Below are 26,140 nucleotides of genomic sequence, written 5' to 3' on the forward strand. Positions count from 1 at the left end.
CGGCAAAGATTTCCAACCAATTTGTATCGCAAGCCCGGCGTTGCAGACTTGCCCGGATTACGCTTGAGCGATCGCGTCATCCCCCACGGCGCGACCGCCGAAGCGGCGATCACGTAATTCATATTCTGCGATAGCCTCATCCAGTTCGGCTTCGTCAAAGTCAGGCCAAAGCGTATCAGTAAAATAAAATTCACTGTAAGCGGCCTGCCAGAGGATAAAGTTACTAATACGCTGCTCACCGCTGGAGCGGATCAAAAGATCTACCGGTGGCAGATCTTGAAGTTGTACGTATTTGCCAAGCGCATCCTCAGTAATCGACTCTGGGGAACGCGCGCCATCGGCAACCTCTTGAGCCAATCTACTGGCCGCCTGGGCAATATCCCAGCGCCCTCCATAATCAGCGGCAATTATCAGGTCGCCCTCAGTCCCAGCACGGGTGATATCTTCCGCTTCGGCTATAGCGCGCTGCAAGCGCGGAGAGAATCGGTCCCGTCGACCTATAACTCTCAGGCGAACCCCCTCCTCCCGCATCCGTCGGGCCTCTTTGCGCAAATAGGAATTAAACAGGCTCATCAGCAGCTCGACCTCCTTTGGGGGACGCTGCCAATTCTCGCTGGAGAAGGCGAACAGAGTAAGCGCTTTGACTCCGCGAGCTTTACAAGCTGAAAGCAGGTCGCGGATACGCTCGACGCCGGCCTTGTGGCCGGCTGAAGGGGAAAGGCCCTTGCGGGCGGCCCAGCGCCCATTGCCATCCATAATAATGGCGATGTGACGTGGGCCGGGAGCATTTAGCTCGGTACCACCGATGCTCATTAAATTTCCATCAGGTCTTTTTCTTTCGCTGCCAATGCTTTGTCCACATCAGCGACAAACTGATCGGTAATTTTCTGAATGTCGTCACTTGCGCGACGCTCATCGTCCTCAGAAATTTCCTTGTCCTTGACCAGTGATTTCACGTCCGCCAGCGCATCGCGACGAATATTGCGAATGGAAACCCGCGCTGTCTCTGCCTCACTTTTTGCCTGGCGAGTGAAGTTCTTGCGGGTCTCTTCGGTAAGCATAGGCATTGGAATACGGATAACCGCACCAGCTGTGCTGGGGTTGAGGCCCAAATCGGACTTCATAATGGCCTTTTCAATATCCGGGACCAGGTTTTTCTCCCAGGGAGTTACGGAGAGAGTGCGCGCATCCTCAACAGTAACATTGGCAACCTGAGATAACGGAGTATCAGAACCGTAATAGGAGACGTGGATGCCATCGAGAATACTCGGGTGTGCACGGCCGGTGCGAATCTTATTGAAATTTCCAGCCAGGGCATCAAGTGCCTTACCCATACGAGCTTTCGCGTCTGTTTTTATATCTTCAATCACGATTTCACTTCCTCTTCAATTAAGGTGCCTTCCACGCCGCCAACCACAATATTCAACAGCGCCCCGCTCTTATCCATGCGGAATACACGTACAGGCATATTGTGCTCGCGACACAGGCAGATAGCTGTCAAATCCATCACGCCGAGCTTCTTGTCGAGAACCTCATCGTAAGTCAACTGGTCATAGCGAGTTGCTGTCGGGTCGAGTTTGGGATCAGCAGAGTAGACGCCATCGACCTTGGTCGCCTTCAAAACCAATTCGGCTTCAATTTCGATACCGCGCAGACAAGCTGCAGAATCAGTGGTAAAGAAAGGGTTGCCGGTACCGGCAGCAAAAATCAGAACTTCGCCACGCTCCAGGTAGCGAATAGCCGCGCGGCGATCGTAGTGATCGACAATACCGCTCATTTGAATCGAGGACATCACTCTCGAGGAGATGTCAGATCTTTCCAGGGCATCGCGCAGTGCCAGGGCGTTCATTACCGTGGCCAGCATTCCCATGTGATCACCGGTCACACGGTCGAGGCCTGCAGCGCTCAGCGCAGCCCCACGGAACAGGTTGCCGCCGCCAACAACCAGGCCCACCTGGACCCCGATACCAACCAGCTGCCCAATTTCCAGGGCCATTTTGTCCAGCACCTTGGGACTGATACCGAAACCCTGATCACCCATCAGCTCTTCGCCGCTGAGCTTTAACAAAATTCTCTTATACTTGCGGTCTTTAATACCGGGCATTCGTTAGTCCCCTTCAATGTACCTGTTAGTGGCCAGGCCTTGCCGCTGAACATTACAACAATTTCAGTCATTTACACAGAGGGGTGCTCCACTGTGGGCAAGAAACCCCAGCAGAAGCACCCCACTGCGATTGAGTGCCCGAGGGCACCCAATAATATGCGATTAAGAAGAGGACTTAACCTGGGCCGCAACTTCCGCTGCGAAATCCACCTCTTCCTTCTCGATACCTTCACCCACTTCGAAGCGAACAAAGGAAACCACATCGGCACCGGCATCTTTTACCAGTTTGCCAATGCTTACGTCCGGGTTCTTAACAAAAGGCTGCTCTACCAAGCTGTTCTCTTTCAGGAACTTCTTGATGCGGCCACCCATCATTTTCTCTACGATTTCAGCCGGCTTGCCTTCCATATCCGGCTGAGCCTTGATGATGTCCTTTTCTTTTTCCAGGACGTCAGCAGGCATATCTTCCGGCTTGTTCACCTGCGGGTTAACCGCAGTCACGTGCATGGCAACATCTTTAGCCAGCTCGATCTCTCCACCGCTCAGAGCTACCAGGGCAGCGATGCGGTTGTTGGAGTGAACGTAAGCACCTACAACTGGGGCTTCAACCAGCTCGATACGACGCACGCCGATGTTCTCACCGATTTTCTGAACCAGTGCTTCACGAGCAGTTTCCAGCTCGCCTTCCATCAGGGCAGCTACGTCTTGCTGGCGATCGGCAAATGCCTTCTCCACAACCTTGGCAACAAACGCCTGGAAGTTTTCATCGCGAGCAACGAAGTCAGTCTCGGAGTTCACTTCAACCAGTACGCCGTAGCTGCCGTCTTCTGCAACTTTAGCGGCAACAACGCCGTCAGCAGCGGTGCGGCCAGCTTTCTTAGCGGCCTTCAGGCCGGAGGCTTTGCGCAGGTCTTCAATCGCCTTTTCGATGTCGCCATCAGCAGCCGTCAGAGCTTTCTTACACTCCATCATCGGCAGGCCGGTACGCTCGCGCAGTTCTTTTACCATAGACGCGGTAATCGCCATGATTCAATCCTCGGGGTTCTGTCACTAAAAATTAGAAAAAAGGGGCCGTAATTCGGGCCCCTTTTTGAGTTCGCAGTGTAAAACGACTGTGTTACACCACTTAGCCCTGCAAATTACTCTGCAGCGGCTTCGTCATCGTTAGCTTCGACGTACTCGTCCTTCGCAACGGTGTTACCAGCCTCTGCAGCGCCGGCAAGTACTGCGTCGGCTACAGCTGTGGTGTACAGCTTGATTGCGCGGATAGCGTCGTCGTTACCGGGGATCACGTAATCAACACCAGCGGGATCGCTGTTGGTGTCGACAACACCGATTACGGGGATACCCAGCTTGTTAGCTTCCTGGATAGCGATGCGCTCGTGCTCAACGTCGATTACGAAGATCGCGTCAGGCAGGCCACCCATATCCTTGATACCACCGATGGAGCGCTCAAGCTTATCCATGGCACGGGTACGCATCAGAGCTTCTTTCTTGGTCAGCTTCTCGAAAGTACCGTCCTGAGACTGGGCTTCCAGCTCACGGAAACGCTTGATGGAAGCGCGGATGGTTTTGTAGTTGGTGAGCATACCACCCAGCCAGCGGTTGCTGACGTAAGGCTGGCCACAACGCTCTGCCTGCTCTTTGATAGACTTCTGTGCAGCACGCTTGGTGCCAACAAACATAATCTTTTTCTTTTGAGCAGTCATGCCCTTGATGATCTGTAGGGCTTCGTTGAAAGCCGGTACAGTGTGCTCAAGGTTGATGATGTGAATCTTGTTGCGGGCACCAAAGATGAATTGACCCATCTTCGGGTTCCAGTAGCGGGTCTGGTGACCAAAGTGAACACCAGCCTGCAGCATATCGCGCATACTTACTTGCGGCATAATAAACCTCTATATATACGGGTTAGTCCTCCACGTATCCCATGCGTCAACCCCTTTCAGGGCACCCAGACACATGTGTCGATGCGTGTGCGGCTTTTACTCGCCCAGGGAGTATCCCCAGGCGGCGCGCTTTATACCACAAGTGCACCCCATAGTGAAGAATTGGCGCCGATTTCGCGCAAATGATCACGCCTCAATGCTATTGGCGGGACGCCTGAGCCATCCTTGCGCCAATAGCGGCAAAATGTGTCCTACAGCCAGCAATCCGCTACAATAGCCCGCCTCTTGGGCGCTACCCGCCCCAACCCAGAAACAAAGGATACGCATGACCTCAGCCATTAAGACCCCAGAACAAATCGCCAAGATGCGCACCGCAGGCCGCCTCGCCGCAGAGGTGCTGGAAATGATTGGCGAGTATGTCGTTCCAGGAGTCACTACCGAAGAACTGGATCGACGCTGCCACGAACACATCGTGAAGGTACAGAAAGCGATCCCAGCCTGCCTCGGTTATCGCGGCTTCCCAAAATCTATATGCACTTCCGTCAACGAAGTGGTGTGTCACGGTATCCCCTCCGAGAGCAAAATTCTCAAGAAGGGCGACATCATTAATATCGATGTGACCGTTATCAAAGATGGCTGGTACGGTGACACCAGCAAGATGTTCTTTGCCGGCAAGCCCGCCGCCCACGCTGAACGCCTGGTACAAATCACCCAGGAGTGCATGTACAAAGCCATCGAAATTGTCCGCCCCGGCACTACCCTCGGCGATATTGGCCACGTCATCCAGCAGCACGCTGAGAAAAACTATTACTCAGTGGTACGCGACTTCTGCGGACACGGCATCGGCGACGTCTTCCATGAAGACCCACAAATTCTTCACTACGGTCAGCCGGGAGCTGGTGAAGAGCTTAAAGAGGGCATGACCTTCACCATTGAACCCATGATTAACGCAGGCAAAGCGGCCACGCGAGTGTTGGGAGATGGCTGGACTGCGGTAACCAAGGACCGCCGTCTCTCCGCTCAATGGGAACACACCATGGCAGTGACTAGCGACGGTGTAGAAGTACTCACAGCGCGCAGCGAGGAGAACTTCTAAAGCCGTACTGACAGTGCCGCGAGGAATAAGTGCATTACTCGCGGCACTACAGTAGCGGATCTCCGCAAACCGAACCCAAGCCGCTCCCCACCTGCGGCAGCCCAAGAGCCAAACGGACTTCCCATGCAGCCGGTCAGCCCTCCCTATTTTGAACGCCCCCTGTTTTTCTTTGATCAGTCCCGTTTTCGCAGGGATTTAAGCTCCGGCGACAAACCCACTCTGGAGATATTCAAAGATGCTGTCGGCGCAGCCGAACGGCAAATGGCAGAGCGTTTTCGCGAGGGAGAGGACGTTGTCACGCTGGTACACGAGCGAGCCTTGTTTATAGACTGCCTTCTGCATTACGCCTGGCACCAGTTCGAGTGGAGAGACGATATAGGGCTTCTCGCTGTGGGCGGCTACGGGCGCGGAGAGCTACACCCCCACTCCGATATCGATTTACTCATCCTCTCCAGCGATCACCCAACCCCGGATACCATCGACAACATAGAGCGCCTGGTAGCCTTTTTATGGGACCTGGGCTTGGATATCGGCCACTCTGTACGAAATATCGAGGAGTGCCTGGAGTTGGCCGCGAAGGACATCACCGTGGCCACCAACCTCACCGAATCCCGCACAGTTGTCGGCGACAGCACTGTTGGCGAGCAACTAACTGCACAAATGGAACACAAAAGGCTATGGCCCACCGAAGAATTCTTCAAAGCCAAGCTCGCCGAACAGAAAAAGCGGCACAGCAATCAGCAGGCTGCTGAATATATTCTTGAGCCCAATATTAAGAACTCTCCCGGGGGCCTGCGGGATATCCAGACAATTGCCTGGGTTGCCAAATATTTTTTCCAAGTGCGCACCCTAAAGCAACTGCAGGGCAAGGCATTTTTTACCGAGGAAGAGTTCGCCATATTACAGTCCGGGGAAACCTTCCTCTGGCGTGTGCGCTACGGCTTGCACCTACTCGCCGGCCGCGCGGAAGAGCGACTGCTGTTTGACTACCAAAGAGAACTGGCGAAGCAATTCGGTTATGTGGATAGCGACACCCAGCTCGCCGTTGAGCAGTTTATGCACAACTACTACCGCATCGTGATGGCACTGCAGGAATTGAACGATGTACTTCTCCAATATCTCGGCGAAGCCATCCTTCAGCGCAAAGGCAGCCAACTGGTCATTCCGCTAAATGAGCGATTCCAGCTGCGCGACGGCAATATTGAGGTTACCCACTCCCAGGTATTTAACCAGGAGCCCTCGGCCCTGCTAGAGATCTTCGTGCTGATGGCCAACAACCCGGATATTAGCGGAGTACGGGCCTCCACCATCCGCCTGATTCGCGAGCACCGACACCTGATCGACGACCAGTTCCGCGCAGATCCGAAAAATACCCAGTTGTTTATGCAGCTGCTTCGCTCACCCCGGGGCTTGTCAACCCAGCTATCCCGAATGACCCGCTACCGCATTCTCGGGCGATACCTACCAGAATTTGGGCAGGTAACCGGGCAAATGCAGCACGACTTATTCCATATCTACACCGTGGATGCCCACACCTTGCAAGTTGTGCGCAATATGCGCAGCTTCCGGAGCCCCGAGGCGCGGGAAAAATTCCCGATTGCAGCGGAAATTCTCGAGCGCATGCGCCAACCGGAACTGCTGTATATTGCCGGTCTCTACCACGATATCGCCAAAGGACGCGGTGGCGACCACTCCAAACTGGGCGTTGTGGATGCAGCGGAATTCTGCCAGCGCCACCACCTGCCCGCCCGCGACCGGCGTCTGGTTTGCTGGCTTGTAGAAAAGCATCTATTGATGAGCCAGGTTTCACAGAAGCAGGACATCAGTGATCCCGAAGTCGTGCACGCTTTCGCCCGTGAAATGGGTGACCGCGAACATCTGGACTACCTGTACGCCCTCACAGTCGCAGATATCAATGCCACCAACCCGGAACTCTGGAACAGCTGGCGGGCCAGTTTGATGCGCCAGCTCTACCAGGCCACCCGGCACGCCCTGCGCCGAGGCCTGGAAAACCCCATCGACCGGGAAGAAATCATCGAGGAAACCCGCTGCCAGGCAATGGAAAAACTGGACGCTATGGGACTTCCGCAAGCCTCTGTGGAAAATATCTGGGCACAAATGGGGGATGACTATTTTGTTCGCGAAACCGCTGACAATATCACCTGGCACACTTCAGCCATCCACGAACTGCACAGCAGCCCGGACACCAGCCAAAAAGACACTCTGGTTTTAACGCGAAACTCAGGGCCTGGCGAGCACGACGGCGCTACCCAGGTTTTTGTCTACACACCTGATAGAGCCAACGTATTTGCCGCAGCGGTTACCGGGCTGGATATGCTCAACCTGAACGTCCACGATGCGCGCCTGTACAACTCTGCCTCCGGTTATACGCTGGATACTTTTTACGTGCTGGATGAAGCGGGCCAACCGCTACTGGACGAACCCCAGCGCCTAGCGCAGATTCGCGACACACTACAGCAGGAATTAGCCCTGGTTGAGGACTACTCAAAGATCATTCAGCGACGTACGCCCCGCCGCCTTAAAATGTTTGAATTGAAGAGCCAGGCTCACCTTTCCACTGAGCCCGGCGATCATTACAGCACCCTGGAAATTACCAGTGCCGACAGACCCGGCTTGCTGGCCCGCATCGCGCGAATTTTTATTTCCCACGATCTGCGCCTGCACAATGCAAAAATTTCGACACTCGGTGAACGAGTCGAAGATATTTTTCATATTACCGACGCCGAGGGATCACCACTTACCGACATCGAGGCCAACGGCGCACTGGAAAAAGCCATTTGCCTGGAACTGAACAACCAAGACGCCTAACCGAAAAAACGCCCGAGGCCCGCTCACGACCATGAACCCAAATCTGGAACAGCTGCAGCCCTACCCATTCACCAAGCTGCAAGCCCTGAAAGAGGGCCTCCAAGCGGCGGACAAACCGCATATTGCACTGTCCATCGGTGAGCCCAAGCATGCCCCACCAGAGTTTGTCAGTGCAGAGCTTGTTCGGCACCTGGACAAGCTTGCCGCCTACCCACTGACCAAGGGAATAGAGCCCCTGCGGCAGGCGATCGCCGATTGGCTGAGCCAGCGCTTTCAGCTCGCCAGTGTGAGCGCAGATAGCCAGGTGCTGCCGGTGAACGGGACCCGGGAAGCACTTTTTGCATTCGCCCAGGCGACCGTTTCCGCAGGCAGCAAAGTCCTGATGCCCAATCCCTTCTACCAGATCTATGAGGGCGCGGCCCTTCTCGCCGGGGCGCAGCCGCACTTTATTAACTGTGCGGCAGAAAACCAATTCAAACCAGATTTCACCTCGGTGCCGGAATCGGTTTGGCAGCAATGCGAATTGCTTTACCTCTGCTCTCCCGGCAACCCCACCGGCGCTCTTCTCGAAGCTGAAGATTTTAAACAGCTGATAGAGAAGGCAGACCGCTACGATTTCACCATCGCCTCCGATGAATGTTATTCGGAGCTGTATTTTGACGAGTCATCACCGCCGGTAGGACTATTACAGGCCTGCGAGGAAATGGGACGAACAGACTTTCGCCGCTGTGTAGTATTCCACAGCCTATCAAAGCGCTCGAACTTACCCGGGCTTCGCTCGGGCTTCGTCGCCGGTGATGCCGATCTACTGCAAAAGTTTTTGCTCTATCGAACTTACCACGGCTGCGCCATGCCGCTGCCCAATCAACATGCTTCGATCGCAGCCTGGCAGGATGAGGAACACGTCCGCCAGAATCGCTCGCTTTACAGTAAAAAGTTTTCTTCAGTTCTCGAAATTCTCGACGGCTGCCTCGAGGTACAACAGCCACAGGCAAGCTTTTACCTATGGCCCAAGGTCGGGGATGGTGAGCGTTTTGCCAGGGAACTCTATGAGGCGCAAAATATCACGGTACTTCCCGGTGCATTTCTCGCCCGCGATAGCATCGGCTTGAACCCTGGTCGCGAGTATGTGCGTCTGGCACTGGTAGCGACACTGCAAGAGTGCATCGACGCAGCGCACCGTATAAAGGCATTTTGCAGGTAAGGCCAACTCACTTTTCAAGAACAACTGACAACTCGAGCACATACAGGAACTCCACGCCCAGGCATATCTTAACAATGGCAGTAAAAAATCTACTCAAGCAAGAGCGCGTTACTTATATTTTACAGCGCCTGGAGGAACTCTACCCGGAAACTCCCGTTCCTCTCGATCACAAAGACTCCTATACCCTGTTGGTTGCGGTACTCCTATCCGCGCAATGCACCGATGAGCGTGTCAACCAGATAACCCCTGCGCTCTGGCAGCTGGCAGACAACCCTAGCGATATGGCGCAGGTCCCGGTAGAGGAGATCCAAAAAGTCATTCGCCCCTGTGGCCTCTCACCGCAAAAATCCAAAGCCATCAGCAAGCTCTCGCAGATCCTGATCAACGAATACCACGGCGAAGTGCCCGAGAATATGGCCGCGCTGGAGACCCTACCCGGGGTCGGACACAAGACGGCGAGCGTGGTTATGTCACAGGCTTTTGGGCACCCGGCGTTTCCCGTCGATACTCACATTCACAGATTGGCCCAACGCTGGGGCCTGACGAATGGCAAAAATGTCACCCAGACGGAAAAAGACCTGAAGCGGCTGTTCCCAAGAGACAAGTGGAATAAATTGCACCTGCAGATTATTTTCTACGGTCGCGAGTTCTGCTCTGCACGGGGCTGCGACGGCACCGTCTGTGAAATCTGCACAACCTGCTACCCCAACCGTAAAAACCCCAAGAAAACCAAAAAGGCGTAACCGTGATTACTCTGTACGGCATTAAAAACTGTGACACCGTAAAAAAAGCCCGCAAATGGCTGGAGAAAAATGGAGTCGATTATCGCTTTCACGATTTTCGCGTAGACGGCATGGAAGATGTCCCCCTTCAAGCATGGCTGGATAAATTTGGCTGGCAAGAGGTCCTGAATCGCCGCTCAACGAGCTGGCGTGAACTGAGCGATGAACAGAAAAACGAAATGGACAATGCACTCGCCTTAGATCTGGCCAGTGCGACCCCTACCTTAATCAAACGCCCGGTCACCACCACCTCAAAGGAAACCCTTTTCGGTTTTAAAGAGGCGACCTTCGAACAACTGCAAAGCTAGTCGAATTAGGAGAAAACCACCATGAGCAATATTTACAGCATCGGTTTTGGTGTCGGCACCTGTAACAGCAAGGGCGACTGGCTCGAAGTTTACTACCCCAAACCCCTGTTTAAACCTAGCGCAGAAATCGCTAACGCGGTTACTGAAACTCTCGGCGTGGCAGAGGGAAATCACAGTCTGCCTCTGGACTCCACCCAGCTACAGAAATTAGCCGATGCTCTCCACAGTGCAGGCGCCGCTGACCAGGCGGAAATCCTGCAGCAATTCGCCAATTCCCAAAGACCACTCGCAGTAGTTATTTTGGCTACTGACGAAGCCCCGCAGTCCGTGCCGGAGGCCTACCTAAAGCTACATCTTCTCTCCCACCGCCTGGTAAAACCCCACGAGACCAAACTCGACGGTATTTTTGGCAAGCTGGTTAATGTCGCTTGGACCAACCAGGGAGCCATTGATCTCGAGGAATTACCGCAGCGACAACTGGATGCAAGACTCAAAGGTGAATACCTGGATGTCTCCTGCGTGGATAAATTCCCCAAAATGACCAACTACGTAGTACCGGCTGGGGTTCGTATCGCACACACCGCTCGAGTGCGCCTGGGCGCATACCTTGGGGAAGGCACCACAATCATGCACGAGGGCTTTGTTAACTTTAATGCTGGCACCGAAGGGCCCGGTATGATTGAAGGCCGTATTTCCGCCGGGGTATTTGTCGGCGCCGGTTCCGATCTCGGTGGCAGCAGCTCCACCATGGGCACGCTTTCCGGCGGCGGGAATATCGTTATCTCGGTAGGCGATAACTGCCTACTCGGCGCTAATGCCGGCATCGGCATTCCCCTTGGCGACCGCTGCACAGTAGAAGCGGGGCTCTACATTACCGCTGGAACTAAAATCGCCCTGCTCGATGACAGCGGCAAGCTGGTAGAGCACATCAAGGCCAGAGACCTGGCCGGAAAATCCGATTTACTATTCCGCCGCAACTCCACTAATGGTGCAGTGGAATGTCTCACCAACAAGAGTGCTATCGAGCTCAATGAAACTCTACACAGCAATTAAAATTGCACGGTGCGGAACTTCAGTTCCGCACCGATGCACCCCACCCCTCTAGCCGCTTCTTTGCGGCCCATCTCCCTATACAAGGAAAGCCCAAGTGACTCCCACCCTCCAACTCGCTTTCGACCTGATTCGCCGCCGCTCTGTTACCCCAGAAGATGCGGGGTGTATGGACCTTATGATCCAGCGCCTGGAAAAAATAGGATTCCAGGTAACAAAATTGCGCAGAGGTGACACCGATAATTTTTGGGCTGTACGCGATGGCTCTAGTGAAGGCTCCCTACTCGCCTTTGCCGGACACACCGATGTGGTACCCACAGGCCCAGAAGAAAACTGGAGCTGCCCCCCCTTCGAGCCTGAAATTCGCGACGGTTTTCTATATGGCCGCGGTGCGGCGGACATGAAGGGTTCCCTGGCAGCCATGGTGGTTGCCTGTGAGGAGTTCGTTGCGGCACACCCAGACCACAGTGGTCGCATAGCATTTCTGATCACCAGCGACGAAGAGGGCCCCGCAACAAACGGCACCGTTAAGGTTGTCGAGTGGCTCGAGGAGCAGAGAGAAAAGATTGACTGCTGTATCGTCGGCGAGCCATCCAGTAGTGAACGGGTTGGCGATATTATAAAAAATGGGCGCAGGGGCTCACTCGGCCTGGAACTAAAAGTTCTCGGCACCCAAGGCCATGTAGCCTACCCTCACTTGGCCGAGAATCCGATACATACCCTGGCCCCTGCTCTCGCTGAACTCGCTGCCGAAGAGTGGGACCAGGGGAATGAATTCTTCCCCGCAACCAGCTTCCAGGTTTCCAATATCAATGGCGGCACCGGCGCAACCAATGTTATTCCCGGCGAAGTGGATTTACTCTGCAACTGGCGTTTTTCCACTGAATTAACCGCCGAAGACCTTGAGACTCGGGCCCGCGCAATCCTGGATAAGCACAACCTCAAGTACGAGGCGAATTTTAAATTATCCGGATTGCCTTTTCTCACTGCCGCAGGCCCACTGGTTCAGGCAACTCAGCAGGCAATTCTCACCATCACCGGGGAAAAAACGGAGCTATCGACCGCCGGCGGCACTTCCGATGGCCGCTTTATTGCCCCTACCGGAGCCCAGGTCGTAGAACTGGGACCGGTAAATGCCACTATTCATAAAGTGGACGAAAGGGTTGAGGCCGACCACCTGAATATCCTCAAAGATATTTATCGGGAAGTCTTAAAAGAGCTACTCACTTAAATTAATCCGACTCAACCTAGAGGCTCGAAAAGGGCGAAAAATCAAAATATTCTTTTGAGAGGCCCCAGTTTTCATGGCTGGGGCAGTAAAACTCCAACAGGTTTATCTTGCCAAAAACTGGCTACCTCTTGAATATTACTATTCAGCGTATTTGCCAACTCTGCCAATACAACACCCCATTGCTCCAGACCGTGCAGGGTGGCTCGGGCCGACACAATTTATCGAGAGCAACAGCTGTCGCCAAGTTGGATTAGACTACTAAATGAGTTGCGGCGGGGATACTTAGTGAATCGCGCCGACGACCACCAACCGCTCACTGATTCTCGAGTCGCGCGGCTCCTGCCACCAACTCGAGCCCTCGAGAAAGACGCCATGAAAAGCGTAATCAAGTTGGACCCGCACAACCCAAGTGGCGAAGGCCTTGAGTCCTGGGCTGTCATCCCTCCCTCTTTTCTTACCGGCCCGACACCTATCCAGCGAGGGTATAAAGCCTTTGAGCGCAACGGCCTCTGCACTGGGACCTGGGATTGCTCTGGCGGAAGCAGCACAGGGCTCAATCCCTATCCGCTCTTTGAGTTCATGCTTCTGATCGAGGGCCACGTCGGCATTATCGACGAAACAGGACACAAAGAAGTTATCTCTGCTGGAGAGCCATTTTTCCTCCCGCAAGGCCTTAATTGCGCATGGGACATGCCGGTATACTACCGCAAGTACTTTATCAATTTATTCAATGATGAGTATCCTGCAGAGACTGATCCGTCTAAGCTGAGAGTCGTGCGCCCGCTTCCAAATATTTCAGAAGACAACTACAGAGAGACCAGTCTCAGCGCTCTAGAGCCACACTAGGCCCGGCATCTGGCATACGAGTCTGGTGATGGCAGGATCCAGGTCGGCACATTAATATCCGGCCCTTGTCGTTGCGATATCACAGATTTCAGTCGGAGCGAGCTGATATGTATGCTGGAGGGGTCGGTACGGGTCACAACGTCAAACAGCGAAGAGACCTTCCACGCCGGCGACAGCTTCTTCGTACCATTGAATGCCCCGGTAGGGTGGCACGCCGACAAACCTTTTCGCGCATTCTTTTGCGCAGTCTGGCCCTGAGCATCAATGGATTACATCGATGACTGTCCTTATCTTTGGCGGCTCAGGAAACGTCGGCCGGGCCCTCATTCCGATCTTGTATGCGAGTGGGGCAAAGATCCGGGTCGCCACACGATCGACTGCCTATGCCGCAAGTCTCCCCGATGATATTGATACAGTCATTGCCGATATGGACGCCCCTCCCACCCTGAGGTCCGCATTTAAGGGAGTTGAGAGTGTCTTTCTACTCATCGCAAATAGTCCCAAGGAGACCCATCAAGGCCTCTCCACACTGGCGATCGCCGCTGAATCACCCCCCAGGCACATCGTTTATCTATCGAGCGATCTTGCAGTTCGCGCACCGATGATTCCCCATGCGGGTGGAAAATTCGCTATTGAAACAGCGTTGCGAGCAAGTGGGATCGCGCACACGATACTACGGCCCACCTACTTCGCTCAGAATGATCTTGTTCAGAAGGATGTGATCACTGCAGGTGCTTATGCAACGCCGTTGGGGCCCCACCCGGTTGCACGTATTGATATCCGTGATGTTGCGCTCGCAGCAGCGTCAGCACTCTTAGACATAAGGGCGAAGAACTAAGTATTTCTTTTGTCGAGTTTGGATGCCCTAACGGCAATGAAACCGCCGCACTCTGGTCTATAGCACTTGGGCACACCGTCATCTACCCTGACCTAACGCCGGAAGAATTTGCCAACAGCATCGAAACCATGGTGCCTCCGTGGCTGAATTTCGATCTTCTGGTCATGCATCGCTGGTTCAAAACAAACGGCCATCCAATCCATCAGAAAGATCTCGAGGCTCAGGCCGCACTTTTGCCGCAGGGCCCGCGAAGCTATCAAAGTTTCGTAGAGGAGACGGCTAACACATGGCAGAGTGAAACCTAAAGCCACCAAGTACCGTAGCTCACCACTTTTTCAATACAGCCGCAATCATCGTAGTGGTAGGTCGCCCTTTGTGCCGTTAGCCCAATACACACCCTGCCCCCAGCTCTCATTAATACTGTGCCCACCAGAATTGTGGTTACTGAACTAGAACCCAAAAAACTGCTATTCACACAGTGTGACGAAATGGTTGAGGCCTACCAGTTTGATACCCTCAAAGATATTTATCGGAAAGTATTAATAGAGCTACCATTTCGATTAACCTGGCTTAGTTTGTGGGCTCAAAAAAGGCGAAAGTATCAAGTTTACTTTTGACTTGCCCCGGCTTTCCTCGCTGGGAAAGTAAAACTCCAAAAGGTTTATACGCCAAATAAACTGACTATCCCCTCAATACTGCATTTCAGCGTATTTATCCCCTCTGACACAATCCCTTCGGTATGCTGAATCCAACAAAAAAAAGGAGCTCACAGACCATGGATAGGTTTAAAACGTTTATCGCTGCGGCAGTTATTGCAAGCCTGGCATTTTCCACCCACGCAAATACAAATGAACATTCACCCAATTTTAGCTACGAGGATATCTTCGACCTGGAGTACGCCAGCGACCCACAGTTTGGCACTAACGATAAAAATATTTATTACGTGCGCAACTCCCTGAACAAAATGGCAGATACCACAAGGGCAAACCTCTGGTATGTCAGCGATGATGGCAAAGATCATCGCCCCCTAACTTCGGGAGATTTTCACGACCACTCCCCACTTCTATCTCCAGATGGAAAAACCATTGCCTTCATCAGCGACAGGAGTGGAAAGCCCCAGATACATTTGTTGTGGCTGGACAATGGTAAAAGCGAGCAAATTTCCCATCTACCAAAAGCCCCATCAAATATCCAGTGGTCCCACGATGGTCAGCATATCGCCTTCACCATGTTCGTGCCCGAGAGCAAACCGCTGCCAGTGGAGCTTCCCACACCACCAGAAGGGGGCGAGTGGGAGGAAACACCTCAGTTTATCGACAAGAGCTTATATCGCATTGAGGGCCAGGGATACTTAGAGCAGGGCAATTCACAGGTTTTCATGATTTCCCGTGAAGGAGGCACCCCCCGTCAGCTCACCAGTGGGAACTACGAGCACAACAGCCAACTCAGCTGGGGCAAAAATAATAAGACCATTTACTTTTCAGCAAATCGCCACCCAAATCATGAAATTGAACTGCTGGATTCAGAAATTTACAAGGTAAATATCAACGATGGAAATATTGAGCAAGTAACCGAAAGATTTGGCCCCGATTTTCAACCTCAAATCTCACCTGACGGAAGAAAGCTGGCATATTTAGGCTATGAAGATCAGCGGCTTCCCTACCACCAAAACACTTTGCGAGTGATCGACCTCGCTAGTGGAAAAAACCAGCTAATAAAAACTGCCAGCGATCGTAGCGTTTCCGATTTTCAGTGGCTCGCTGACAGTAAGCGTATTGCTTACAGCTATGACGATCATGGCTCAACCAAAATTGCCATTAAGAAAATTGGCGGAAAGGAAACCTTGATAGCGGATGACGCCGGTGGACTGACATTAGGCGCTCCCTATAGTTTTTCAGATTTTGCTGTCTCCAAACGTGGAAACGTAGTTTATACACAAACCACACCTCAAATTCCCGCAGAACTTGCAATTTCTCGTGGCGGCAAGATAAAAACACTCACGGAGATCAACAGTGATTTGATACCGTTACGCAATATGGCCCATGTGGAAGAGATCAACTATAAATCCAGCTTCGATGGTCGCAATATCCAGGGCTGGATAGCCTACCCTCCAAATTTCGACTCCCAAAATAAATACCCCCTGTTACTTGAGATTCACGGTGGCCCACTATCTAACTACGGCCCGCGCTTTTCTGCCGAAATGCAACTATTTGCCGCCGCAGGCTATGTCGTGCTCTACACGAACCCTCGTGGCTCTACCAGCTACGGCAATGAGTTTGCCAACCTGATCCATCACAACTTCCCTAGCCAGGATTACGATGACCTAATGGCAGGTGTCGATGCAGTTATCGCCCAAGGCTATATCGATGAGGATCAATTATTTGTCACAGGTGCGAGTGCCGGCGGCACACTGACGGCCTGGATTATTGGTAAAACTGAACGATTCAGGGCTGCGGTAGTTGTCGCACCGGTAATCAATTGGGAGAGCTTTGTTCTAACTGCCGATTACTCCAAAATATTTACTCGCTACTGGTTTTCCGGGATGCCTTGGGAGACCCCCGAGGAGTATCGACGCCGCTCTCCACTCACCTATATTGGCAATGTCACTACACCGACCATGCTATTGACAGGAGAAAACGATTATCGCACCCCGATATCCGAGACCGAACAGTTTTACCAAGCACTAAAGTTAAATGATGTAGAGGCGGCTATGGTGCGCGTTCCAAACACATCCCATAACTTTTCCGATAGACCCAGTAAGAGAATCTCTAAAGTAGCTTCGACCCTCTACTGGTTTGATCAACACAAATCCGATAGAGAAAATGAAAGCGAGGACTTGGCAACCAACTAATTCAAAATTTTACAGGCATATTCGGCCAAAAAACGGAGTAGCAGGTCAGCCACCCTGCTGCTCCAGCACGGATTATCCCATCGAGCACACCAGTCAACGGATCATTCCCTTTGCCCCCCCTTCCTCATGTATCCTCTAGGAAACAAAAAGGAGGAGCCTAAAGATCATGAACCGGCTAATAAAAATTGTCGCAGCGATGTTTATCGCCAGCCCTGCGCTCGCTGATAACCAACTACCCAATTTTAGTTACGAGGATGTATTTAACCTCGAATACGCGAGTAGCCCTCAGTTCAGCAGTGACGGAAAAAGTATTTATTACGTCCGCAACTCAATGAACAAAATGAAAGACGGCAAGCGCGCGAACCTTTGGCGTATCGGTACCGATGGCAAAGATCACCGCCCTCTGACCTCTGGAGACCACTCCGATTACTCCCCACAGCTATCCCCAGACGGGAAGACTATCGCTTTTATCAGCACCCGCAGTGGCAGCCCACAGATCCACCTGCTGTGGTTAGATAATGGCCAGAACCTGCAGATTACTCACCTGCCAAAATCCCCCTCCAATATCCAGTGGTCACGGGATGGTAAGCAAATAGCTTTCACTATGTTCGTACCGGAAAGCAAACCTCTGCCAGTAAAGCTCCCCAGTGCCCCGGAAGGCGCAGAGTGGGCTAAGCCACCACAGTTTATCGACAGCAGCATTTATCGTTCAGATGGCATGGGCTATTTAAAGCAGGGGCATGTACAGGTTTTTGTGATCCCTCGAGAGGGCGGTACCCCTCGCCAGCTTACCGAAGGCGAGTACGATCATCACAGCAGTCTCGCCTGGAGTAAAAATAACGATGCAATTTACTTCTCAGCCAATCGTCATCCCGATCACGAAATCGAGCTGATGAACTCGGAAATTTACAAGGTAAGCCTAAAAACCGGCAGTATCGAGCAGATTACCGAACGTTATGGTCCCGACCATCACCCGCAGATCTCTCCAGATGGTACGAAGCTGGCCTATTTAGGCTTTGAGGATCAAAAGCTCGGATACCAACAACATACTCTGCGCGTCCTGGATCTCAATAGCGGAGAGTCCCGTAAAATAAAAACTACCAAGGATCGCAGCATCTCCAACTTCCACTGGCTGGGCGATAGCAAGCGAATTGCCTATAGCTACGACGATCACGGCTCCACCAAAATAGCCATCAAGAAAATTGGTTCCAGCGAAACCCTGATGGCCAACGACGCTGGAGGCCTTTCGCTGGGACGCCCATACTCCGGTGCCAATTTTGCAGTCTCCAAACGCGGAGACATCGCCTATACACAAACGACCCCTCAGAATCCGGCCGAACTGGCTCTAGCGCGCAACGGCAAAACCCAGGCACTCACCGAGCTCAATGGCGACCTGATGCCACTGCGCGAGATGGCAAATATTGAGGAGATTAACTACAAATCGAGCTTTGATGGCCGAGATGTTCAGGGCTGGGTCGCTTACCCACCCAATTTCGACCCCGAGAAGAAGTATCCCCTTCTATTGGAAATTCACGGTGGTCCCTTCTCTAATTACGGCCCCAGATTTGCCGCCGAAGTCCAGTTATTTGCCGCTGCTGGTTATGTTGTTCTGTACACTAACCCCCGAGGCTCCACCAGCTACGGCCATGAATTTGCCAACTTAATTCACCATAATTACCCGAGCCAGGATTACGACGACCTGATCTCTGGCGTCGACGCTGTAATTTCTCAAGGTTATATTGATGAAGAGCAGTTGTTTGTTACTGGTGGCAGTGGCGGAGGCACATTGACAGCCTGGATCATTGGTAAAACTGACCGTTTTAGGGCCGCTGTTGTTGCCAAGCCTGTTATCAACTGGGAAAGCTTTGTCTTAACTGCCGATTATTCCAGGTTCTTTACCAACTATTGGTTCTCAGGGATGCCCTGGGAGAAACCTGAGGAATACCGCCGTCGCTCACCGCTCACCTATGTCGGAAATGTTACCACTCCCACTATGCTCTTAACCGGGGAAGAGGACTACCGCACACCGATGTCAGAAACAGAACAGTTTTATCAAGCACTAAAACTTAATGACGTTGACGCTGCCATGGTTCGCATACCAGGGGCATCCCACAGTATCGCTGCCAGGCCAAGTCAGTTAGTTGCAAAAGTTGCATCGATTCTATATTGGTTTGACCAGCACAAGCCTGATAGGAAAAGCGAAGATCTAGCAAGAAATTAACTATCGGCACTAGTTAATTTTAGCTAATCGTCTAGGCGGGCCTTCAAAGCCCGCTCTTTTTAGCATTTGCCTCCTACTTCCTACCTAACGCATAATTAGCTTTAAAATTACCTGACAAACTTCCTACATCTAAACCGGCCAAACCTCTAATCTTAATTTACCCTAAAACTCCACAATCAATATGATAAAACCCTTTTTCGCTGCTTTCGCAATAGTTTTACCTTTGCTCATCGCATGTAGCAGGAGTGAAACTAATATTGAATCGACAAACTCTATGCCTAATCAACCTCAAACGTTAATTTAAGTTTTAAGTCAATTAAACTCTTCGAGTTCAACTGGGATCATGTTGAAGGAGCGATCTACTACCGACTTCAAGAGAATCCTGATGGAGCTTCAGGGTTTAGTCAGATTGGAAGTGATATCCAGTACGAGGCAGAAAGTTATATCTTAGAAGTGCCGTTACACTCCAGAGTAAACACTCAGTATATCTTACAGTCCTGCAATAACCACGGGTGTTCCAACTCAGATATTCTTGCTGCTAATGACCCTCTTATTGATAGTATTGGTTACTTAAAATCAAGCGACTCTACCGAGGGTGAATATTTTGGAGGATCAATAGCTCTTAGTGGCGATGGCAATACTCTCGCTGTCGGAGCGCCAGGTGAATTACTCCGAACTGAAAATTCCAACCCTCCCGGAACAGTTTATATCTTTACGCGCAACAACCTTAACTGGACTGAACAGGCTTCGCTCCAAGCCAGTAATGCTGATAAGGGAGATTATTTTGGCCATTCTATTAGCTTAAGTAATGACGGCAATAAACTCGCAATTGGTGCTCATCGTGAAAATAGTAGTGCCATCGGAATCAATGGTGATCAAGGTAATAGTAGCTTTAACTCATTCGGATTTGGTGCCGTATATTTATTTAGCCGCACAAGCAACACTTGGACCCAGCAAGTTTATATAAAGCCCAGCAACAGTGATCTTGACGATGCATTTGGTTACTCCGTCAGCCTTAGTGGCGATGGCAAAACTCTTGCAGTCGGCGCTCGCGGTGAAGATAGTAGTAGTTCAGGCATAAACGGCGACCAAACTAGCAATGACCACTCTAACTCTGGCGCTGTATATATTTTCAATCACAACAAGACCAACTGAAAACAACAAGCCTATATAAAAGCTAGTAACGCAGGGCAAAACAGCCAATTTGGAAGAAGTGTAAGCCTTAGCAATGACGGAAACACCCTGGCAGTTAGCGCCCCCTTTGAAAGTAGCGGAGCTAAGGGTATAAATAGTTTTCCACCCAGTTATAGCGTAGCCAGCTCTGGCGCCGTTTATATATTCACCCGATCCGAAACCACCTGGACCCAACAATCTCATATTAAAGCCAGCAACAGTGATAAATACGATTTGTTTGGCTCTGCCATTCACCTAAGCAGTGATGCCTCTACTCTCGCAGTAGGAGCTATTGGTGAGCGTAGCTTTGCTACAGGTATTAATGGCAACCAGGAAAACAATGATGCCCTTGACTACACTGGAGCAGCATACATATTTGCACAAACCAATGATGATTGGGTCCAGCAATCCTACCTCAATGCCCACAATATCGAACTCAACTGTGCAAACGGAGGCGACATGTTTGGTTTCTCCGTTAGCCTCAGTGAAAATGGGGACACTCTTGCAGTCGGAGCTCTCGGCGAAGACAGCCATGCCAGTGGTATTAATGGTGATGAGCAAGATAATAATGCCCAGGACTCTGGAGCAATTTATATATACACGTTCAAATACTATCTGGAGCAAAGGAGCTTATATCAAGTCAAGTACAACGGAAAAAAATGATGAGTTCAGCCATTCTGTAAGTCTCAGCGCAGATGGAAATACCCTTGTAGTGGGCGCCCCTGGTGAAGATAGCAATGCCATTGGTATTGGTGGCGATAAGAAAAACAACGGTACCCCTAATTCAGGTGCTGTATTTATCTACTAATTTGTAGTTATTAAAGATTGATCCGAAAGGATTTTCACCATTAGCTGGTTTAGATCCAATGAAATTTTGAATCTTACTATCACAGGCTTAAACTACAACTCTCTCGGTCAAGAGTAATCCATGCATCCGCGCGGTGCATTCCTGGCTGAGAAGATTGTAGTTTAATTCATTAGTCATTGATTTAAAGAGCGACTCTAATTCAAAGCCGCGTTATGAACTACGACCAGCTGCTGTAGATGCAGCTGGACCTGCTACACCTCAAATTACCTGGTGCAACATTAAAGCAGTTAAACTATGCCCACTCTTAACCATGATCGCGATACGCCTTCCACTTCTTCATATGACGATCCTTTTTTTCAGCCTTCAGGGTTTCCAGCTTGGCGAGCTGCTCATCTGTTAATACAGACTCAAATTGAGTACGCATCTGGTTGCGGCTCTGCATTTTAGCGACTTCCAGCTTGCCAATCTCCGCCCCCAGGCTTGCCAGTGTTTGCTGATCGGCACCGGAACGAATTGCTTCACGCAACTCTTCATACGCTTTGTGCATTTCTTCGCGCTTAGCTATTTTTCCTTCGCGGTTGGACTCGCGAAGCTCCTTCAGTTGATCCTTTTGAGCTTCCGTCAGGTCCAGCTCTTTAGCAATTTTTTCTGGTCCATGGCCGCGACCTTCCATACGTCCTTTACCATCACATGCCATACCAACGGCTGGTACTGCTACAACGCCAGCCAAAGCCAAACTACCTACTACAGTTTTCCAGTTTTTCATCGTTCAACCCTCTCGTTTGCATTCAGTAAGTACATAGTAAGTGGGCGCCGTGTAAACGGGGGATAACTGTGGTAAACCTTTGTTAAGAACTCACAACAAGCGCTTTTTATAATAAATACAGTTTACAAAATGCACCGACTGTAAAAAAATTTTCAAATTAATGGTTGTGAAGGGAAATAAAAGAGAGGGATAGAATTTAAGTTAGAAATTTAATCCGGAAGTTATACAGGCCTGACTAGCATAACTTCCACAACATCAAAATGTTTTTAATGGAGAGCGGCTGAGGAGGGATTTTGTTTCGTATCCACATCTTCCAGTGAGTGAGTCAGAACAAAGTAATAAACAACCTGTTCGCGCCCCTGGACTTCTGCTACCAGGTCAAAGTTGTACTCTCCCCGCTCCCCGGGAGAAATACGCACAGCGGCTATATGTTCAGGCTCAATAAACAGCTCGGCGACGGGTCGTTTACCGCGCATTACCTGAACCAACTTGGTACGGGCATCTTCAGCGGTGAAGCGCCAGTGGTAGTCATCATCATCGTATACTACCGAATCACTACTTCCGGCCCTGACGATGCAATTTGTATGCTCTGCCAGCCAGGGCCAAAACTCGCTGAACAACAGGGAGTTTTTCATAACGAATCAGTCATCCAGCTCAAGAACATCACTGTCAAGCGCAAGCTCTTCAGCTATTTGCTGACACCAGCGATTCAGCCGCTCTGTGGTCAGCTCTTCCTGCTGGTCTTCATCAATAGCCAGACCGACAAACTTTGCTCCACTTTCGACTTCAGCTTTTGAGGCTTCATACTCATAGCCTTCAGTGGACCAGTGACCGACTATAGTGGCTCCTTTTTCCACAATAACATCGTGGAGCATGCCCATCGCATCCAGGAAATAGTCGCCGTACCCAAATTGGTCTCCCAGGCCAAATAAAGCGACGGTCTTTCCACTAAAATCGATTTCCTGGACATCCTCCCAGAACTCTTCCCAGTCAGATTGAATCTGACCGAAGTCCCAGGTAGGGATTCCAAAGATAAGATACTGATAATTAGCAATATCCAACTGGGTGACATCGGCAATATCAAACAGGTCTACATTATCTTCGCCAAGGCGGGCGCGGATGCGCAAAGCTACAGACTCGGTATTACCCTCATCACTGCCATAGAACAAGCCGATTTTACTCACAGTCAACCCTCTCCGCCCAATCCGGGCCGCTACATACTAAATTACAAGGCGGCGTATTCTCCCAGCAATAACCGGGCTCAGCAAGTTACCTATCTGATCAGGTTTCGGCAGGAATAAAGAAAAATGCCCCCGGGGCAGCGGGGGCTAAGGGTTATGAACCTGCTGGGCCTTGGGGAAGGGTGCACCCAGCGGATCGCACAAGGAGTCTTTGGTTGGGGGGCCTAGGACTCTGAATCCTGGCTTGCAGAGCTTTCATCGCGCCGTTTCATTTGGCGCGCTTTGCGCTCACTCTTTAGCTGCTCTAGCTTGGCCTTCTGCTCATCAGTCAGAATGGCCTTAAACTGTTCTTTCATTTCGTTGCGGTTCTGCATCTCCAGAAGCTTTAGCTTGCCTAGCTCTTCGCCCAATTGATCCAGTGTCGCCTGGTCAGCGCCCGACTCAATCGCCGCATTTAATTCCTTGCGCAGCTCGATCATTTGCTCGCGCTGTGCCATTCTCGCCTCTCGGTTGCTCTCCCGGTTGGCCTTTAACTGTGCCTGCTGGCCTTCGGTCAACTCAAGCTGGCGGACCATATATTCAAATCCACGCCCCTGACCACCTTCACCACCGCCGAAAGCAAGTGCCGCAGGGGCAACCAGAACACCTACCAAGGCCAAGCTTCCTATTGCTTGTTTCCAGTGTTTCATTCCTTCGTCCTCATGTTCGCGTTCAGTGACTTCATAGTAAGCGCAGCTTATGTAAACGGGGGAAAACGCCGGTAAACATTTGTTAAGAACGGTAAAAAGCTCCATCGCCGGCGGTAACCAGCGCCAGCGCTTTGCATATAATGGCCACACAGAAACTGAGAGAACGCCATGAGCCGCATCCTTTTAATCGACGATGACACCGAACTCACCGACTTACTAAGGGAGTACCTTACCGGAGAGGGTTTTCAAGTAACTGCTGCCAATGATGGTGGCCGGGGATTAGAGCTCGCTCAGAGCGAGAGCTTTGACGCTCTGGTTCTGGACGTCATGCTGCCCGTTCACAATGGCTTTGAAGTACTGCGCAAACTCAGGGAGGAGGCATCAGCAGCAAGCCGCTCCCTGCCGGTTTTGATGCTTACTGCAAAAGGGGACACTGTGGATCGTATCGTCGGCCTGGAAATGGGTGCCGACGACTACCTGCCCAAACCCTGCAATCCCAGGGAGTTGGCGGCCCGACTGCGCGCAGTGCTCCGCCGCGGCCGAGTCGAAACTGAAGAGAGCGACGACAGTCTTAGCAGTGGCCAGATTCGACTACTGCCTGCAGAGCATCAGGGTTATTGGAACGACCAGGCTTTGGCTCTGACCGGCGCAGAGTTCGCCGTGCTCAAGGTACTGGTTCAGCATGCCGGCGAAGTGGTTGGCAAAGAGGTTCTCACTGAAAGTGCCCTTGGCCGTAAGCTGATGCCCTACGACCGCTCCATTGATGTCCATGTCAGTAACATTCGCAAGAAGCTCGCGGATAAAGGTGCCAGCCGCGACCTGATTATCAATATCCGAGGTGCCGGATACATGCTCACCCAGAGCAAGCAGTAGGTTTTCCACGATGCGCAGTCTCTTCTGGAAAATGTTCTTTGGGGCCTGGATCACCGCCATGGTGATGGTTGTAGCCGCCATTTACATTACCCACTTCGGTGAATTCGGCGATCCCCGACAAGAGGAACGCTGGGAGGGCCCCGCCCTATTTCGCGAGGTGATGCGAAATATGCGAATCGCCCGCCGTCACGGTCCCGAACAATTCCAGCACTGGCTCGAGAAAGCCCCCAAAAAAGTCAAACGGCGGGTTTATGCGGTTGATCAACAAGGCAACGACATCCTCGGTCGCGAAGTGCCATCAAATATGGGCTCGTTGATCGACAGTCTTGATTACCGCAATCGCGAAGCTCACAAACTGGTAAATAACAAGCCCACTGTAGGCTTCTTCCTACCGCTGCGCACCGGAGACCCCCTGCGGATCGTCGTCGTTGCTGGAGATAGCAAAGAAGGCCTATTACTGCGCTTCCTGTGGCGCAATTTCTGGCCGATGTTGCTGCTCTCCATGATTGCCTCGGGTCTAGCCTGCTACTGGTTGGCCCGCTACCTGAGCCGTCCACTGGAACAGCTGAGCGCCGCCACCAAGCGCGTCGCTGCCGGCGAACTGGACTACCGCGTGACCCCCTCCCTAAAGTCTCGGAATGATGAACTGACTGACCTGGCCCTGGACTTCGACTCCATGACCGCCCAGCTTCAAGAATCGATGTCCGAGCAGCGCCGCCTGATCAAGGATGTCTCCCACGAACTGCGCTCGCCATTAGCGCGCCTGCAAGTGGCACTGGCCATCGCCCGCCAAAAGCAAATTAACGGGCTCGATACAGAACTGGATAAAATCGGCAAGGCAGCGGACTACCTGGAAGATATTATTGCCGACGTGCTATCACTTCCTATTAGCAACCAGGAGCAGCGCCCCCTGGATGACGTAGTGGAAGTAAATGCCCTGATAAGCGCCCTGGCGGAAGACCTCCACAGCGAAGCTGCTGACAAAGACCTATCCTTTGAAATTCTCTCCGAAGGGGAAGAGCTCCTTGTCGCAACCCGGGGCAGCTCCCTGACCGCTGCCCTGGAGAACATCCTGCGCAACGCAATCAAGTACAGTCCCGAGCACGGCCGGGTCAAGGTGTCGATTAAAGAATCCTCAGAATCCTGCACCATCTCAGTCATCGACTCAGGTTCCGGCGTGGCAGATGAGGAATTGGAGGCTATTTTCCGCCCCTTCTATCGCACAGATAGTGCACGCACCCGGGAAAGTGGTGGCTTTGGACTGGGACTCGCTATCGCCCAGCGCACCATCCTGCATCACCTGGGAAGCATCAGCGCCAAAAACAGCCGGGATGCGGGCCTGTGTGTTGAGATTAAGCTCCCCCTGCTACATATTGCCGACGATTAAGCATCGCAGCAGCTAAT

The 26,140-nt window shown here is 51.8% G+C and carries 26 protein-coding genes; 17 read left to right on the forward strand and 9 right to left on the reverse strand.

Annotation, left to right across the window (positions count from 1 at the left end):
* Nucleotides 1–57: 57 nt before the first annotated feature.
* The 5 genes from uppS to rpsB form a co-directional block, all read right to left on the reverse strand.
* The gene (gene uppS, locus ACJJI4_RS13950) at nt 58–813 is read right to left on the reverse strand and encodes a polyprenyl diphosphate synthase (protein WP_444925546.1); all 756 of its coding nucleotides are present in this window, start codon (nt 811–813) and stop codon (nt 58–60) included.
* On the reverse strand, nt 813–1,370 hold the full coding sequence (gene frr / locus ACJJI4_RS13955; RefSeq protein WP_282933674.1) for a ribosome recycling factor: 558 nt from the start codon (nt 1,368–1,370) through the stop codon (nt 813–815). Before frr ends, uppS begins: the two co-directional genes overlap by 1 nt.
* Entirely contained in the window at nt 1,367–2,104 is a 738-nt protein-coding gene (gene pyrH, locus ACJJI4_RS13960; protein WP_282933675.1) for a UMP kinase, read from the reverse strand. The genes frr and pyrH overlap by 4 nt, the downstream gene beginning before the upstream one ends.
* Nucleotides 2,105–2,266: 162 nt before the next feature.
* Nucleotides 2,267–3,130 (reverse strand): translation elongation factor Ts, encoded by an 864-nt coding sequence (gene tsf / locus ACJJI4_RS13965; protein ID WP_444925547.1) that lies wholly within the window; start codon nt 3,128–3,130, stop codon nt 2,267–2,269.
* Nucleotides 3,131–3,243: 113 nt separating this feature from the next.
* Nucleotides 3,244–3,990, reverse strand: a complete 747-nt coding sequence (gene rpsB, locus ACJJI4_RS13970) for a 30S ribosomal protein S2 (protein ID WP_282933677.1) — start codon at nt 3,988–3,990, stop codon at nt 3,244–3,246.
* A gap of 325 nt (nt 3,991–4,315) precedes the next feature.
* Here rpsB and map point away from each other — a divergent pair, with 325 nt between their 5' ends.
* The 15 genes from map (at nt 4,316) to ACJJI4_RS14045 (ending at nt 21,227) form a co-directional block, all read left to right on the forward strand.
* Nucleotides 4,316–5,086, forward strand: coding sequence for a type I methionyl aminopeptidase (gene map, locus ACJJI4_RS13975; protein WP_444925548.1), 771 nt, complete (start codon nt 4,316–4,318; stop codon nt 5,084–5,086).
* A 123-nt stretch (nt 5,087–5,209) separates the two neighbouring features.
* Nucleotides 5,210–7,915, forward strand: coding sequence for a [protein-PII] uridylyltransferase (locus ACJJI4_RS13980; protein ID WP_444925549.1), 2,706 nt, complete (start codon nt 5,210–5,212; stop codon nt 7,913–7,915).
* Nucleotides 7,916–7,946: 31 nt separating this feature from the next.
* Nucleotides 7,947–9,119 (forward strand): succinyldiaminopimelate transaminase, encoded by a 1,173-nt coding sequence (dapC, locus tag ACJJI4_RS13985; RefSeq protein WP_444925550.1) that lies wholly within the window; start codon nt 7,947–7,949, stop codon nt 9,117–9,119.
* A 74-nt stretch (nt 9,120–9,193) separates the two neighbouring features.
* Nucleotides 9,194–9,862: an endonuclease III gene (nth, locus tag ACJJI4_RS13990; RefSeq protein ID WP_444917819.1), complete on the forward strand. Its 669-nt coding sequence runs from the start codon at nt 9,194–9,196 to the stop codon at nt 9,860–9,862.
* Nucleotides 9,863–9,864: 2 nt separating this feature from the next.
* The gene (locus ACJJI4_RS13995) at nt 9,865–10,209 is read left to right on the forward strand and encodes an ArsC family reductase (protein WP_108734022.1); all 345 of its coding nucleotides are present in this window, start codon (nt 9,865–9,867) and stop codon (nt 10,207–10,209) included.
* 21 nt (nt 10,210–10,230) lie between these two features.
* Nucleotides 10,231–11,262: a 2,3,4,5-tetrahydropyridine-2,6-dicarboxylate N-succinyltransferase gene (dapD, locus tag ACJJI4_RS14000; RefSeq protein WP_444925551.1), complete on the forward strand. Its 1,032-nt coding sequence runs from the start codon at nt 10,231–10,233 to the stop codon at nt 11,260–11,262.
* A gap of 94 nt (nt 11,263–11,356) precedes the next feature.
* Nucleotides 11,357–12,490, forward strand: coding sequence for a succinyl-diaminopimelate desuccinylase (gene dapE, locus ACJJI4_RS14005; protein WP_444925552.1), 1,134 nt, complete (start codon nt 11,357–11,359; stop codon nt 12,488–12,490).
* 372 nt (nt 12,491–12,862) lie between these two features.
* Entirely contained in the window at nt 12,863–13,336 is a 474-nt protein-coding gene (locus ACJJI4_RS14010) for a cupin domain-containing protein (protein WP_444925553.1), read from the forward strand.
* A gap of 9 nt (nt 13,337–13,345) precedes the next feature.
* Nucleotides 13,346–13,594 (forward strand): cupin domain-containing protein, encoded by a 249-nt coding sequence (locus ACJJI4_RS14015; protein WP_444928234.1) that lies wholly within the window; start codon nt 13,346–13,348, stop codon nt 13,592–13,594.
* 19 nt (nt 13,595–13,613) lie between these two features.
* Nucleotides 13,614–14,174 carry an SDR family oxidoreductase gene (locus ACJJI4_RS14020; protein ID WP_444925554.1) on the forward strand — a complete coding sequence of 187 codons (561 nt, stop codon included), beginning with the start codon at nt 13,614–13,616 and terminating at the stop codon, nt 14,172–14,174.
* A gap of 775 nt (nt 14,175–14,949) precedes the next feature.
* Nucleotides 14,950–17,025 carry a S9 family peptidase gene (locus tag ACJJI4_RS14025; protein WP_444925555.1) on the forward strand — a complete coding sequence of 692 codons (2,076 nt, stop codon included), beginning with the start codon at nt 14,950–14,952 and terminating at the stop codon, nt 17,023–17,025.
* A 166-nt stretch (nt 17,026–17,191) separates the two neighbouring features.
* Entirely contained in the window at nt 17,192–19,246 is a 2,055-nt protein-coding gene (locus tag ACJJI4_RS14030; protein ID WP_444925556.1) for a S9 family peptidase, read from the forward strand.
* Nucleotides 19,247–19,699: 453 nt separating this feature from the next.
* Nucleotides 19,700–20,401, forward strand: a complete 702-nt coding sequence (locus ACJJI4_RS14035; protein ID WP_444925557.1) for an FG-GAP repeat protein — start codon at nt 19,700–19,702, stop codon at nt 20,399–20,401.
* Between the two features lie 15 nt (nt 20,402–20,416).
* Nucleotides 20,417–21,082, forward strand: a complete 666-nt coding sequence (locus tag ACJJI4_RS14040) for an FG-GAP repeat protein (protein ID WP_444928235.1) — start codon at nt 20,417–20,419, stop codon at nt 21,080–21,082.
* Nucleotides 20,988–21,227, forward strand: a complete 240-nt coding sequence (locus tag ACJJI4_RS14045) for an FG-GAP repeat protein (protein WP_444928236.1) — start codon at nt 20,988–20,990, stop codon at nt 21,225–21,227. Before ACJJI4_RS14040 ends, ACJJI4_RS14045 begins: the two co-directional genes overlap by 95 nt.
* Nucleotides 21,228–21,531: 304 nt before the next feature.
* Here the strand turns inward: ACJJI4_RS14045 and ACJJI4_RS14050 are convergent, their stop codons facing one another.
* The 4 genes from ACJJI4_RS14050 to ACJJI4_RS14065 all read right to left on the reverse strand — a co-directional run bounded on the left by ACJJI4_RS14050 (nt 21,532) and on the right by ACJJI4_RS14065 (nt 23,863).
* Nucleotides 21,532–21,993 carry a Spy/CpxP family protein refolding chaperone gene (locus tag ACJJI4_RS14050; protein WP_444914382.1) on the reverse strand — a complete coding sequence of 154 codons (462 nt, stop codon included), beginning with the start codon at nt 21,991–21,993 and terminating at the stop codon, nt 21,532–21,534.
* Between the two features lie 266 nt (nt 21,994–22,259).
* Nucleotides 22,260–22,628, reverse strand: coding sequence for a hypothetical protein (locus ACJJI4_RS14055; protein ID WP_444925558.1), 369 nt, complete (start codon nt 22,626–22,628; stop codon nt 22,260–22,262).
* A gap of 6 nt (nt 22,629–22,634) precedes the next feature.
* Nucleotides 22,635–23,177 (reverse strand): flavodoxin, encoded by a 543-nt coding sequence (locus ACJJI4_RS14060; RefSeq protein WP_444925559.1) that lies wholly within the window; start codon nt 23,175–23,177, stop codon nt 22,635–22,637.
* 221 nt (nt 23,178–23,398) lie between these two features.
* On the reverse strand, nt 23,399–23,863 hold the full coding sequence (locus tag ACJJI4_RS14065; RefSeq protein WP_444925560.1) for a Spy/CpxP family protein refolding chaperone: 465 nt from the start codon (nt 23,861–23,863) through the stop codon (nt 23,399–23,401).
* A gap of 168 nt (nt 23,864–24,031) precedes the next feature.
* Between ACJJI4_RS14065 and ACJJI4_RS14070 the strand changes: the two genes are divergently transcribed.
* Nucleotides 24,032–24,736, forward strand: a complete 705-nt coding sequence (locus ACJJI4_RS14070) for a response regulator (protein ID WP_444914384.1) — start codon at nt 24,032–24,034, stop codon at nt 24,734–24,736.
* 10 nt (nt 24,737–24,746) lie between these two features.
* Entirely contained in the window at nt 24,747–26,123 is a 1,377-nt protein-coding gene (locus ACJJI4_RS14075; RefSeq protein WP_444925561.1) for an ATP-binding protein, read from the forward strand.
* Nucleotides 26,124–26,140: the final 17 nt, after the last annotated feature.

The sequence above is a fragment of the Microbulbifer maximicatervae (SeqCode) genome, assembly GCF_052467305.1.